The sequence below is a fragment of the Mucilaginibacter sp. A5337 genome, assembly GCF_059690695.1.
Window position 1 is genome coordinate 919,013 of the sequence record NZ_JCAWEC010000001.1, and the last position, 12,560, is coordinate 931,572.

At 41.3% G+C, this 12,560-nt stretch carries 13 protein-coding genes; 9 read left to right on the forward strand and 4 right to left on the reverse strand.

Going from position 1 to position 12,560, the window contains the following annotated elements; translation table 11 throughout:
• Window positions 1–42: 42 nt before the first annotated feature.
• Window positions 43–921, reverse strand: coding sequence for a toll/interleukin-1 receptor domain-containing protein (locus AC59JO_RS03760; protein ID WP_497303510.1), 879 nt, complete (start codon window positions 919–921; stop codon window positions 43–45).
• Window positions 922–1,076: 155 nt separating this feature from the next.
• Here AC59JO_RS03760 and rpsF point away from each other — a divergent pair, with 155 nt between their 5' ends.
• From rpsF to AC59JO_RS03785, 5 genes are all read left to right on the forward strand, one after another.
• Window positions 1,077–1,445: a 30S ribosomal protein S6 gene (rpsF, locus tag AC59JO_RS03765; RefSeq protein ID WP_091218122.1), complete on the forward strand. Its 369-nt coding sequence runs from the start codon at window positions 1,077–1,079 to the stop codon at window positions 1,443–1,445.
• The gene (rpsR, locus tag AC59JO_RS03770; RefSeq protein WP_022833472.1) at window positions 1,445–1,708 is read left to right on the forward strand and encodes a 30S ribosomal protein S18; all 264 of its coding nucleotides are present in this window, start codon (window positions 1,445–1,447) and stop codon (window positions 1,706–1,708) included. Before rpsF ends, rpsR begins: the two co-directional genes overlap by 1 nt.
• Before the next feature lie 15 nt (window positions 1,709–1,723).
• On the forward strand, window positions 1,724–2,167 hold the full coding sequence (gene rplI / locus AC59JO_RS03775) for a 50S ribosomal protein L9 (RefSeq protein ID WP_090528515.1): 444 nt from the start codon (window positions 1,724–1,726) through the stop codon (window positions 2,165–2,167).
• Between the two features lie 330 nt (window positions 2,168–2,497).
• Window positions 2,498–3,166: a monofunctional biosynthetic peptidoglycan transglycosylase gene (gene mtgA / locus AC59JO_RS03780; RefSeq protein WP_394339793.1), complete on the forward strand. Its 669-nt coding sequence runs from the start codon at window positions 2,498–2,500 to the stop codon at window positions 3,164–3,166.
• A gap of 260 nt (window positions 3,167–3,426) precedes the next feature.
• A complete protein-coding gene (locus AC59JO_RS03785; RefSeq protein ID WP_497303514.1) occupies window positions 3,427–4,512 on the forward strand; it encodes an alpha/beta hydrolase in 1,086 nt (361 codons plus the stop codon).
• A 12-nt stretch (window positions 4,513–4,524) separates the two neighbouring features.
• On the opposite strand, the gene AC59JO_RS03790 is transcribed toward AC59JO_RS03785, so the two are convergent.
• The 3 genes from AC59JO_RS03790 to AC59JO_RS03800 all read right to left on the reverse strand — a co-directional run bounded on the left by AC59JO_RS03790 (window position 4,525) and on the right by AC59JO_RS03800 (window position 8,169).
• Window positions 4,525–5,136, reverse strand: a complete 612-nt coding sequence (locus AC59JO_RS03790) for a YdeI/OmpD-associated family protein (protein ID WP_413669265.1) — start codon at window positions 5,134–5,136, stop codon at window positions 4,525–4,527.
• Between the two features lie 287 nt (window positions 5,137–5,423).
• Entirely contained in the window at window positions 5,424–7,235 is a 1,812-nt protein-coding gene (gene typA, locus AC59JO_RS03795) for a translational GTPase TypA (RefSeq protein ID WP_413669266.1), read from the reverse strand.
• Window positions 7,236–7,353: 118 nt separating this feature from the next.
• Window positions 7,354–8,169 carry an alpha/beta hydrolase gene (locus tag AC59JO_RS03800; RefSeq protein ID WP_497303516.1) on the reverse strand — a complete coding sequence of 272 codons (816 nt, stop codon included), beginning with the start codon at window positions 8,167–8,169 and terminating at the stop codon, window positions 7,354–7,356.
• A 138-nt stretch (window positions 8,170–8,307) separates the two neighbouring features.
• Here AC59JO_RS03800 and AC59JO_RS03805 point away from each other — a divergent pair, with 138 nt between their 5' ends.
• The 4 genes from AC59JO_RS03805 (at window position 8,308) to AC59JO_RS03820 (ending at window position 12,498) form a co-directional block, all read left to right on the forward strand.
• Window positions 8,308–9,015 carry an alpha/beta fold hydrolase gene (locus AC59JO_RS03805; RefSeq protein WP_497303518.1) on the forward strand — a complete coding sequence of 236 codons (708 nt, stop codon included), beginning with the start codon at window positions 8,308–8,310 and terminating at the stop codon, window positions 9,013–9,015.
• Window positions 9,016–9,094: 79 nt separating this feature from the next.
• Window positions 9,095–10,279: an ATP-grasp domain-containing protein gene (locus AC59JO_RS03810; RefSeq protein WP_497303520.1), complete on the forward strand. Its 1,185-nt coding sequence runs from the start codon at window positions 9,095–9,097 to the stop codon at window positions 10,277–10,279.
• A gap of 143 nt (window positions 10,280–10,422) precedes the next feature.
• The gene (locus AC59JO_RS03815) at window positions 10,423–11,520 is read left to right on the forward strand and encodes a carboxylate-amine ligase (protein ID WP_413669272.1); all 1,098 of its coding nucleotides are present in this window, start codon (window positions 10,423–10,425) and stop codon (window positions 11,518–11,520) included.
• A gap of 117 nt (window positions 11,521–11,637) precedes the next feature.
• A complete protein-coding gene (locus AC59JO_RS03820; protein WP_497303522.1) occupies window positions 11,638–12,498 on the forward strand; it encodes a type 1 glutamine amidotransferase in 861 nt (286 codons plus the stop codon).
• Window positions 12,499–12,560: the final 62 nt, after the last annotated feature.

The window sequence follows — 12,560 nt, forward strand, 5'->3', positions numbered from 1 at the left end:
ATAACAGTTGTTTTACGCAAGTTTATTTTTATTCACTGAAAATTACGAATCTACCTTTTCTTTACGATTATCGCTGAACTTTTTAAAGCCTTTAGAAAAAGCATTTGCATTAATTAAATCTCGAGCATCTCTTAATTTTTGTACGTAATCTTCCAGCATTTCTTCATTCAAATTACTTCTGTTTACTAAATGCCTTATTGGAGCATATAGCCTTTCAACATGGTCTGATAGTAAGCCATTATCTCTTTCCAATATACTATTTATAATGGAGCAAAAACCCAGCACCAAATCTTCTAAAACTCTTGGATCTAATGCCACTTCTGGCCTTTCTAAAGAACGCCCACGTGTTATAGACAAATTCCTCGTCAAAGACAATATTTCCTCTAATAAATCTCTTTCATCCCTAAGTCCCTTTTCATTAGAATTAGCGTTTTTAGGAGATTTTTTTAATTCCACTTCAATTTTCTCAGATAACTTTGGCCACCACATTTCAAAGACATTTTCAAATACCTCAACTGTTAATGAGCTGTCGCCCAACTCTTGGTTAATCATACGAGCGACTTTCTTTATTTCCTCTTTACTAAATTTTGCAGCTTGAAATTGGATTAAAGGCCCCTGAATATCTGCGGGATCAATTCCAAATAATATAGGACATACTTTTGAACTATCAATATTTTTCGATAAAGCGCCAGCTTCAAACATTATCCACGCGCTGTTTAGATTATCCTTCGTAAGACAAATTATCCCCACTTTACTATCATCTAATTCCTTCGATATCTCCGTTCCCCATCTTGTCCCTTTAGTAATATCATCAGGGGAATAATATGGCTTTACCGATTGAATCACACTTGGCAACCATTGCCTTATAATTTCGGCAATATTTTTCGACGTATCACCAGACCAACTTATAAATACTTTCATCTTATTATTATTGTTAAAGGTTTATTATTCCAAATATAGTATCAAAAACAATAACTCAATCAAAAATCACGAACTAAAAACATTTGAAAATCACAAAACTATTTGTACATTTGCAGCCCCGTTAATAGCGGGTAAATAATTAAAAATCAAGTATAATGCAACAGTACGAAATCGTGATCGTTCTAACCCCGTTGCTTTCAGAAGAAGTTGCTAAAGAGGCAAATGCCAAATTTAGCAAGATCTTAACTGATGGCGGAGCCGAAATTGTCCAGGAGGATAATTGGGGTTTGAGAAAATTAGCGTACCCTATCCAAAAGAAAACTACAGGGTACTATCACTTAACTGAATTTAAGGCTCCGGGTGAATTAATTAACAAATTGGAGGTAGAGTTAAGGCGCGATGAGCGTGTATTGCGTTTCCTGACCATTGCTTTGGACAAACATGCCATTGCTTACAATGACAAAAAACGCAGCGGTGCTTTCAACAAAAAACCAGCAGCTAAAGCAGAGGAGGCAGCAAACTAATGGCTAACGAACAAATTAAATACGTTACCGCTCCAAAAGTGGAGGATAACCGCAAAAAATACTGCCGTTTCAAAAAGAACGGTATCAAGTATATCGATTACAAAGACGCAAACTTTTTATTAAAGTTCATTAACGATCAGGGTAAAGTATTACCACGTCGTTTAACCGGTACTTCATTAAAATTCCAGCGCAAAGTAGCTCAGGCTGTTAAACGCGCCCGTCACATCGGTTTATTACCTTACGTTACAGATTCATTAAAATAATAGGAGATTTAAGAAATGGAAGTTATTTTAAAACAAGATGTAAAAAACCTGGGTGATAAAGACGATATCGTAAATGTGAAACCAGGTTATGGCCGTAACTACCTTTTACCAAAAGGCTACGCCATATTAGCTACTGAAAGTGCACGTAAAGTTTTAGCTGAAAACTTAAAACAAGCTCAATTTAAGCAAGAAAAAATCCGTAAGGATGCCGATGCTATTGCAGCCCGTTTAGAAGGTGTTAAACTTAACATTGGTGCTAAAGCCGGCGAAACTGGCAAAATCTTCGGTGCAATCAACACTATCCAAATTGCTGATGCATTGAAAAAAGAAGGTTTTGAAGTTGACCGTCGTCGTATCACTTTTGACCAGGAGCCAAAATTTGTTGGTGAATACGTAGCCAACATCAACCTGCACAAAGAAGTTAAAGTTCAGGTTCCGTTTGAAGTAGTAGCGGAATAATTATATTTCGGAATTCGGAGTTTCGATTTCGGATTTTGAAAAATTTAAACAGGTGTTTTGTTAATTCAAAACACCTGTTTTTTTTTGATCAGAATTAAATAAAACAACTCCGGAATCGAAAATTCGAAATCCGAAATCAAGAATATTTATTTCGGATTTCTGGAAAAAATTTAGAATTTTAGAGGGTGTTTTGCTTTCGCGAAACGCCCTCTCTTTTTATAAGGAAATATTATAGCAGTGTTAAAGTTCTTCAGTAAAAACAACCAGAAATCGAAGTCGAACGCACGAAATTCAAAATCGGATTCTAAATATTACGGCATACCTAAACTTATCTTCAGGATCTTTAAACTGGCTTTTCTGCTATTTTTCGGCCTGAGTTTATTGGGTGTGATATTTTACCGCTTTGTTAACCCGCCTTTTACCTGGCTGATGATTGAACGCGGCTTTCAGCGCAAATCTGCCGGCAAGGAATGGAAGATTGATAAAAAATGGAAAGACTTTGACGACATCTCCGATAACATGAAGCGTGCTGCAGTTGCCGCCGAAGATCAAACTTTCCTGGAACACCATGGCTTCGATTTTAATGCTATTGAAAAAGCTATTGAAAAAAACTCGCACAGCAAAAAACTGATTGGCGGTAGCACTATATCACAGCAAGTAGCCAAAAACGTTTTCCTATGGGAAGGCCGTTCCATACTTCGCAAAGGCATTGAAGCTTATTTTACTGTGTTGATAGAAACTTTCTGGAGTAAAAAACGCATTATGGAGGTTTATCTCAACGAAATTGAAATGGGCGATGGCATCTATGGTGTTGAGGCTGCTTCGCAGGCCTATTTCCATAAATCAGCGTCGGATTTAACCCGCCAGGAAGCAGCTGCTATTGCTGTTATTTTCCCGAGCCCGCTAAAGTGGTCGGCCACCAACCCTACCAAGTATTTAAAGCACAGGCAATATCTTATCATGAAGAATATGAAAAGATTAGGGCCGCTGGATTTTTAGACCCAATAGAAAAAATTGTCATTTCGACGAGGAACGAGGAGAAATCTTATGCGCCATACTTTGCAAACTATACAAGGCGGTTTACATGATGTAGAAGATTTCTCTTTCGCGCCGCCGCTCATGCCCATCCTCTGCTCCATCGAAATGACATCGTTTATAACTTACTGCAAGTTATTATAACAAGCCGTCGCTTTTTTATTTCAACATCGCTGTAACCTTTTGTAAATTAAGGCTATCTTCATTACACAACCGATATAGCCATGTCAAAACAAAACCTAAAACTCAGCATAATCCTATTTGTGTTTTTATTTGCTAAAAACATTGTAAACGCACAAGTTAAAAGTGATACCCCTATCCCTTTTACTGATAAGGACATGGTGCAATGGGATTACCATTCAAAAACCATTGGTGAGGATTATACTTTATATGTACATTTCCCGCCGGGATATGATACTACTAAAACCAAATACCCGGTATTATACATGACCGATGGCGACTGGAACATGACCGTAGCCATGAACTGCTTTAACATGCTCAGGCAGGACTATGAAACCACCGAGGCGCTTATAGTAGGCATTGGCTATGGCAACCGCCCCAACCAGCGTAGCCGTGACCTGAACCCTGCTACCGGCGGGCCAAAGTTCATTTCATTTATTGAACAGGAGGTAATCCCATTTATACAAAGCAAGTATCGTGTAAACGATAATAAAGCCTTATATGGCTATTCTTTTGGCGGCATGTTCACAACCATGGTTTTATTTGAGCACCCCAACCTGTTTAACATGATCTTTATAGGGGCGCCCGGTAACAGTGGCAGTGAACTAATCCCTTCGGCAAAAAAATATTTTGCCAATAATCATGATCTTAACAGCCGGGTATTTTTAGGCGTAGGTTCTTTTGAGCTCTTAACCAGCAGAAATATCGAGGAATTTAAAACCTATATGGAAAGCCAACATTGTAAAGGGCTTGACATCGCTACGGCAATCACCCCAAATGCCGGGCACGGGGCAGCTTTGGCGCAAGTAATGCAAAACGCAATAAAATTTGCCTATTGCAAACAACATAAGGCTATTAATATACCTGCAAAGCAACTGGAACAATACGCAGGCAATTACCAGATAACCGGCGATGACAAAAACAAATTCAGGACTTACGTTGCTGAGGGCAAGCTATACTTCATCCAAAATGATGCAATACCTATGGTAATTGCACCATATGCAAAAGCGTCATTTTTTATGTATGAAAACGAACGGGCCGATATAACCTTCCACACAGAAGAGAACAAAATGTATATGCTCTTTAGCTTTCCTGGCGAGAAGCCAACGAGGTTGGATAAAGTAAAATAAGCTTTTCCTTTTTTATTTATACTTCCAATGCCTTGATTTACCCTCGGTAAGCCATTCCGCAGCTGTTTCCATACGTTTAAGGCGAGTGGCTTCTGTCTTTGCTTCAGTTATCCACTCTATATATTCCTTTTTCTGCGAGTAGCTAAACTGGTTCAGATTAAGCCAGGCCTGCGGGTGGGCTTCTAAAAATTTCACAAAGTAATCCGGCACAACTAATTCATCGCGCTGGGCAGGCGTCTTTTTCTGCGAGGCAGGCCTGGGTTTATTATCTTCATTTAGGGCCAATGCCTGTTGTATAAACTGGATCAGCACTTCTTTCGGCGGCAGATCATCAATACTAGTTAAGCGGCCAAAGCTACCGGCAGCCTGATCGGCCAGGCTCAGTATCTTTTGCGGATCGTATAATAACGATGCTTTCCAAAACCCAAATGAACAATGCTGCTTGAAGGCAGCCATATTACAAACCACACCTTTGTAATCAAAAAATGGCATGCTCCATTTCATCGTTTCGGTTATCATGGGCGAAGCTTCGTGCACTACAACCCTCAGGTAGTTTAAAATTGGCTTTGCAAAATCTGGCGACTTTTCAATGTAGGCGTCAATTCGGTTATCATAATGTTCCATAAAATTAAAGGTAATAATTTCAACATGAATTTAAACATGGTGTCGCTTTTGCAATAGGAGGCACCTACGGAGCCTTGAAATTAATTCTCTTCTTCTATAAACACGCCACCCCTACGGGGTAGGTATTTGCAATTGATTTGCACTCCGGAGGAGTGACGTGTTTATAGCAAAATTATAAAAGCTGTATTTGGCTCCGTAGGCGCCCCCTCTCTGCAATAAGAATATATAAACACAAAAAAGCCCCTCCAAATAATCGGAGAGGCTTCCAAAAAACATATTATAATCAATTATTGATTAACAAACCTTTTAGCGTTTACTTTACGCTCGTTTTCGGTTAGGTAGATTTTACGTAAACGCATGCTTTGCGGTGTAACTTCGATGTATTCATCAGCCTGGATATACTCCATTGATTCTTCTAATGAGAATTTGATAGCTGGTGCAATACGCACGTTATCATCACTACCTGATGCACGCATGTTGGTTAACTGTTTACCTTTAACAACGTTGATCACCAAATCGTTATCGCGGATGTGCTCACCAAGGATCTGACCTTCGTAAATATCAACACCCGGATCAACGAAGAAACGGCCACGATCCTGCAGTTTGTCAATTGCATAAGCAGTTGTGTTACCTTTTTCCATCGAGATCAATACACCATTTGAACGGCCAGGGATTGGGCCTTTCCATGGCTCATAAGCTTTAAAGCGGTGTGCCATGATGGCTTCACCTGCAGTAGCGGTCAATACGTTGTTACGTAAACCGATGATACCACGTGAAGGGATTTCAAACTCTAAGTGCTGCAAATCGCCTTTTGGCTCCATGATCAACAGGTCACCTTTACGTTGTGTTACCAGTTCAATTACTTTACCGGCAACATCACCCGGTACGTCAACTATAAGGGTTTCAACCGGCTCGCATTTAACACCATCAATGTGTTTAACGATAACCTGTGGCTGACCTACCTGTAGCTCGTAACCTTCACGACGCATAGTTTCGATCAATACAGACAAGTGAAGGATACCACGGCCATAAACCAGGTATGAGTCAGGCGATTCGGTTTCAACAACCTTCAAGGCCAGATTTTTCTCCATCTCTTTGTACAGACGGTCGCGCACGTGGCGTGAAGTAACAAATTTACCTTCTTTACCAAAGAAAGGTGAGTTATTGATGGTGAACAACATGTTCATTGTTGGCTCATCAATTTTGATAACCTCTAATTGTTCAGGGTTTTCAAAATCGGCAATAGTATCACCAATGTCAAAACCATCAATACCTACTACAGCGCAGATATCACCAGATTTTACTTCTGTAGCTTTTACTTTACCCAAACCTTCAAATGTGTAAAGTTCTTTGATCCTTGATTTTTGGATGGTACCATCACGTTTTACCAAAGATACAGGCATGTTTTCTTTGATAGTGCCACGAGCCACACGACCGATAGCGATACGACCTACGAAAGAAGAATAATCTAACGAAGTGATCTGCATTTGCAGTGTACCTTCAGCAATAGGAGCCGGTGGAATGTTTTCTAATATAGCATCCATCAACGGGAAGATATCTTCCGTTGGTTTTTTATAATCTGTGCTCATCCAGCCTTGTTTTGATGAACCGTAGATAACCGGGAAATCCAGCTGCTCTTCGGTAGCTTCAAGGTTGAAGAATAATTCGAAAATTTGTTCGTAAACTTCTTCAGGGCGACAGTTCTCTTTATCAACTTTATTTACAACCACAATTGGCTTAAGGCCTAAAGCCAAAGCTTTTTGAGTTACGAAACGAGTTTGAGGCATAGCACCTTCAAAAGCGTCGCAAAGTAATAATACACCATCGGCCATTTTCAATACACGCTCAACCTCGCCACCAAAATCGGCGTGACCAGGGGTATCAATAATGTTGATCTTAACATCTTTATACCTTACAGATACGTTTTTTGAAACGATGGTGATACCACGCTCACGTTCAAGGTCGTTGTTGTCGAGGATCAGCTCTCCGGTTTGCTCATTGTCCCTGAAAATGGCACAGCTGTGCAGGATTTTATCAACCAAAGTAGTTTTACCGTGGTCAACGTGCGCAATGATTGCGATATTTCTTATTTTTTGCATGAAAATGCTCCCTAAAATTTGGCGCAAAGGTACGCTTAATATATGAGATTATAAAGTGTTTACAAGTTATAGTTGATAATTAATGTAATCAAAGTATCAAAAGACAAGTTGCTTCACCTTATCTCCCAAAAGCCCAAACCAAAAACTTGGCCATTGCTTTGCCCCAGGTAGCCGTGTCATGGGTACCTCCTATTACTTCAACATATTGAATTTCTTCCGGGCGTTTAAAGCCTTTAATCTCCATTTCTTTGATCAGATCAATGGTATCATCAATAGCATCAATAATGCCGTTCTTATTGCGGTCGCTGGTTTCATCTTTGGTACCGGTTTGCAGCCAGGCGCTAATCGCCGGTTTGGTTTTAGTTTCCCTGATTACCTGGTGCATCAGTCTGTCATTATCAGTATAACCTTTGGCAAGATCTCTCCCCCTCCACCAAAATGAGCCGGAAAAAACACCTACCTTATCAAACAGTAAAGGGTTGTTCCAAACAATATCAAAAGCAGATAAACCGCCAAGCGAAAAACCCGCGAAAGCTGTTGTTTCAAATTCATCAAAACCTGTCAATTGCTCCAGTTGAGGCAACAATTCTTCTTTTATAAATTGTGTATAGATATCAGCTTTAGCGCCACGGCCTTTAAAATCGGGTTTACCGGCAATGCCATATTCGTCCAGACGGTCATTACCGGCATGAATAGCCACGATCAGCACCGGTTTAAGGCGATTGGTGTTGTATAATGTTTCAAGTGTGTTTTTTAGCCCCAGATTTTCAAGTTCCTGCCCGTCGTTAAGCAACAACAGGTTTAGCGGTTCAGCAATATCGTTATCCCCTGGTTTCAGAATGGTTAAAGTCACTTCCCGCCCAAGTAATGCAGAAGTTATGTTTATATCTTGTTCGGTTATCGTCATTTCAGTATCAAGCCAGCCCGGGTACATCTCTTTCTAAATTAAAATTAAGGGCGCAAAAATAAGCTATACTTTTTACTTTTTGGCCGCTAAGGATTAATATTATCAGGCTGTTGCCTTTTTCAAACAAACCTCCTAACTTACAATCATTATAAAAACTACACTGCTTTGACCGAAAAATTTCACCGCTGGCACTCTCCAAACACCAACACCGACCTCGAAATGCTGGTTTTCGGCGACCGTGGTTACCCCGTAATACTTTTTCCTACCACCAAAGGCCGCTACTATCAAAACAAAGATTTTGGCCTGATCGAAAGTGTAAAATGGTTTGTTGACAATGGTTTAGTGAAGATTTACTGCCCCGATACCATTGATGACCGTAGCTGGTATAACAAAAGCATCCATCCAGCCGACAGAGCCAAAACCTATGCCGGGTATGACCGTATGCTGATGAATGAACTTATTCCGTGGGCCATGCATGAAACAGGCGTTGGTAAAGTAGCTGTTGCCGGCTGTAGTTTCGGCGGATATCATGCCGCCAATTTTGCGTTCAAGCACCCCGAAAAAGTACGGCATTTATTTACTATGGGCGGAGCTTTCGATATTAAGATGTTTACCGATGGCTATTATGATGATAATATTTTTTACAACAACCCGGTTGATTTTTTGCCGGGCAGCAATCATCATGACCTCTGGCAAATGAACATTGTACTTGGTACATCCGAGTATGACATATGCAAAGGATATAACATCCAGCTCTCAAACATTTTAAAACAAAAAAACATTAAACACTGGCTGGATATCCGCCCTTTTGCCAATCACGACTGGCCCATCTGGCGCGAAATGTTCCCGCATTATTTATCAACGATTAAATAACCAATTATTGAATTAATGAATTAGTGAGTTAGTGAATTAAGAAGCCCAAAGAAAAAAAAACATATAAACACCTACTATCATGAAAAAAATCGGTATCTTATTCGGACAGGAAGATTCGTTTCCACAGGCATTTGTTGATCGTGTGAACCAAAAGGCAGAAAAAGACATCAGCGCCGAATTTGTACGGCTGGATAAGGTAATGCAGGCCGAACCGCTTGACTATGCTGTAATCATTGACCGCATTTCGCAGGATGTGCCTTACTATCGCGCGGCTTTAAAAAACGCCGCTATTTGCGGTACGGCAGTTATCAACAACCCTTTTTGGTGGAGCGCTGATGAAAAATTCTTTAACAACGCCCTTGCTGTAAAGATAGGGGTTCCGGTACCTAAAACAGTGATCCTGCCATCAAAGGAGCTGCCCGACGATACTACTAACAAATCCTTCCGGAACCTGGCTTACCCCTTGGACTGGAACGGCATTTTTAATTATGTTGGTTTCCCGGCCTACATGAAACCTTTTGATGGCGGCGGCTGGAAAGAGGTTTACAAAGTAGAAAATGAAAAAGATTTTTTCAGCAAATACGATAAAACCAAACAACATGTTATGATGCTGCAGGAAGAGGTTGTTTTTGACGATTACTTCCGCTGCTATTGCATTGGCGGCAAACACGTGCGCATTATGCAGTACGAGCCACGTAATCCGCACCACCTGCGTTATGAACATGGTAAAGCACCGGCAGCTAAAAAACTGCTGGATACCGTTAAAGATTATGTTATAAAATTAAACCAATATTTAGGTTACGATTTTAACACTGTTGAGTTTGCCGTTCGCGATGGTATTCCTTATGCTATTGATTTCTGCAACCCTGCCCCCGATGCCGAAGTTACCAGTGTAGGCCAGGAAAACTTTGACTGGGTGGTTGAAACCGCTGCCGATTATGCCATTGAACGCGCCAAACAACAAAAAGATGGCCTGGACAACCTTACCTGGGGTGAGTTTGTAAAAACCTCGGCAGCTAAAACACCGTTGGTTGCAGCTGTTAAAAAAGCCGTTAAAGCTGAAGTCTCAGTAGCTGTGGTTGACCATGCTATTGAAGCAGAAGGAAAAGCTAAGAAAGCTAAAGCAATTGAAGCACCTGTTGCAAAAGCTGCTGCGGTGAACGAACCGGTTGCGAAAGCCGCAGCTGTGAAGGAGCCGGTTGCTAAAGCAGCAGCCGTAAAAGAAAAAGCAGCGCCTAAACCTAAAAAGGCTGCTAAGAAATAAGGGTATGTGCGATTCCCCTCTTGAGAGAGGGGTGTAGGGGTGTGTTATCGCGTGTAGAAACACACCCCTTCCATCACACCGCCCAACGCGCCCCCTCTCAAGAGGGGAGTTTTGAAGAAGAAGAGTACTAACCCCAACCAATTATGAACGAATTTACCTTAGGTGTTGAAGAAGAATTTATGGTGATTGATCCCGTATCGCGGGAACTTAAATCGCATGAGCAAAGAATTGTGGATGCAGCCCAAAAAATCCACGAAGACCAGGTAAAGGCCGAAATGCACCAGGCCGTAGTTGAGGTGGGCACACATATTTGCCGCAATACCGAAGAAGCCCGTAAAGAAGTAAGTAAGCTTCGTACTACAGTGGCGCAACTGGCCGGAGACATTGGCTTACGGATTGGTGCTGCGGGCACACATCCCTTTTCGCACTGGCAACACCAGTTAATTACTGATAACCCCAGGTATTTCGAAATTGTGGATGAGATGCAGGAAGCAGCCCGCTCAAACCTCATTTTTGGTCTGCATGTACATGTGGGCATCCAGTCGCGGGATATGGCTATTCATATCGCCAACCAGGTGCGTTATTTTTTACCGCATGTGTACGCACTTTCAACCAATTCGCCGTTTTGGGAAGGGCGAAATACAGGTTTTAAATCATTCCGCACCAAAGTTTTTGACAAATTTCCGCGTACCGGCATCCCCGATTATTTCAGCAGTATTGAAGAGTACGACCGCTACATTAAGCTGCTGGTAAAAACCAATTGCATTGATAACGCCAAAAAAATTTGGTGGGATATCCGTGTACACCCCTTCTTTGAAACTATCGAATTCCGCATTTGCGATTGCCCCATGCTGGTTGATGAAACCATTGCTTTTACCGCTTTATTCCAGGCTTTATGTGCTAAACTGTACAAGTTGCGGGCGCAAAACATGAAGTTCATTAATTATTCGCGGGCGCTCATCAATGAAAATAAATGGCGTGCTGCCCGTTACGGAATCGACGGTAAAATGATTGATTTTGGCAAGGAAATGGAGGTGAATACCCGCTCGCTGATATTGGAATTACTTGATTTTGTAGACGATGTGGTTGATGAGCTTGGCTCTCGCGATGACCTGCAATATGTACACAATATCCTGGAGCATGGCACCGGTGCCGACAGGCAACTGGCCATTTACCAGCAAAATAATAACTTTGCCGACGTAGTGGATTATATCACTTCGCAAACTTTGAAGGGGTTGTAGGCCCCACCCAAACCCTCCCCTAAAGGGAGAGGGCTTTAATGAGCAGGGCTGTCAATATTTAATTACAAACAAAAATTTAAAAGTCTTCCCCTTTAGGGGGAGATTTAGAGGGGGCTTATGAAACCGGAAATAAAAGTGGCCATACTTGATTTGTATGATGGGATAGCGAACGAGGGTATGCGCGGTTTCCAGGATATTTTGAAGCGATATAAAACCGAACATGATCTGAATTTAAGTTACCAGATCTTTGATGTACGCCGTAAATGTGAAATGGCCGATCTCAATTTTGATATTTATATATCAAGCGGAGGGCCTGGCAATCCATTGGAAACTGAGGGTACCGAGTGGGAAAAGAAATACTTTAACCTGGTTAATAAGCTGGAAGACCATAACCTGTCAAATAATACCAACAAAAAACATGTGTTCTTCGTGTGCCATTCTTTTCAGCTGATGTGCCGCCATTATAAACTGGGTGATATTAATATGCGCCGCTCACCCTCATTTGGTGTGCTGCCGGTTAATAAAACGGATCTCGGGTTAAACGAGCCACTATTTGAAGGTTTGGCCGAACCTTTTTATGCTGTTGATTCGCGCAGCTGGCAGGTGATCAATCCCGATGAAAAACGTTTTAAAGAATTAGGCATGCAATTAGTTGCGATTGAAAAAGAACGCCCTCATGTTGATTTGCCGAGGGCTATGATGGCCATCAGGTATAACGATTATTTCTTTGCAACACAGTTCCACCCCGAAGCAGATGCAGCGGGCATGAAAGGGATGTTGCTTCGCGAAGAAAAAAAGCAGGATGTGATCAGCGAGCATGGCGAGGTTAAATATAAAGAGATGCTGGAACGCCTCGACGATCCGGATAAAATAACACATACCCAGCATACACTGATCCCTAATTTTTTGGATGCAGCGGTTGGCCCCACCCAACCCTCCCCTAAAGAGAGAGGACTTTTAGAAGTTAAAGAAGAATAAATAGTTTATTATAAATCATAATAAAAAAGTCTCCCCTTCAGGGGAGATTTAGAGGGGCTAAT

Excerpts from the sequence above, each read along its gene's own strand:
- AC59JO_RS03820 (WP_497303522.1), top strand. The coding sequence starts at position 11,638 with ATGAAACCGGAAATAAAAGTGGCCATACTTGATTTGTATGATGGGATA.
- AC59JO_RS03810 (WP_497303520.1), top strand. The coding sequence starts at position 9,095 with ATGAAAAAAATCGGTATCTTATTCGGACAGGAAGATTCGTTTCCACAG.
- AC59JO_RS03815 (WP_413669272.1), top strand. The coding sequence starts at position 10,423 with ATGAACGAATTTACCTTAGGTGTTGAAGAAGAATTTATGGTGATTGAT.
- typA (WP_413669266.1), bottom strand. The coding sequence starts at position 7,235 with ATGCAAAAAATAAGAAATATCGCAATCATTGCGCACGTTGACCACGGT.
- rpsR (WP_022833472.1), top strand. The coding sequence starts at position 1,445 with ATGGCTAACGAACAAATTAAATACGTTACCGCTCCAAAAGTGGAGGAT.
- rplI (WP_090528515.1), top strand. The coding sequence starts at position 1,724 with ATGGAAGTTATTTTAAAACAAGATGTAAAAAACCTGGGTGATAAAGAC.
- AC59JO_RS03760 (WP_497303510.1), bottom strand. The coding sequence starts at position 921 with ATGAAAGTATTTATAAGTTGGTCTGGTGATACGTCGAAAAATATTGCC.
- AC59JO_RS03785 (WP_497303514.1), top strand. The coding sequence starts at position 3,427 with ATGTCAAAACAAAACCTAAAACTCAGCATAATCCTATTTGTGTTTTTA.
- rpsF (WP_091218122.1), top strand. The coding sequence starts at position 1,077 with ATGCAACAGTACGAAATCGTGATCGTTCTAACCCCGTTGCTTTCAGAA.
- AC59JO_RS03800 (WP_497303516.1), bottom strand. The coding sequence starts at position 8,169 with ATGTACCCGGGCTGGCTTGATACTGAAATGACGATAACCGAACAAGAT.
- AC59JO_RS03790 (WP_413669265.1), bottom strand. The coding sequence starts at position 5,136 with ATGGAACATTATGATAACCGAATTGACGCCTACATTGAAAAGTCGCCA.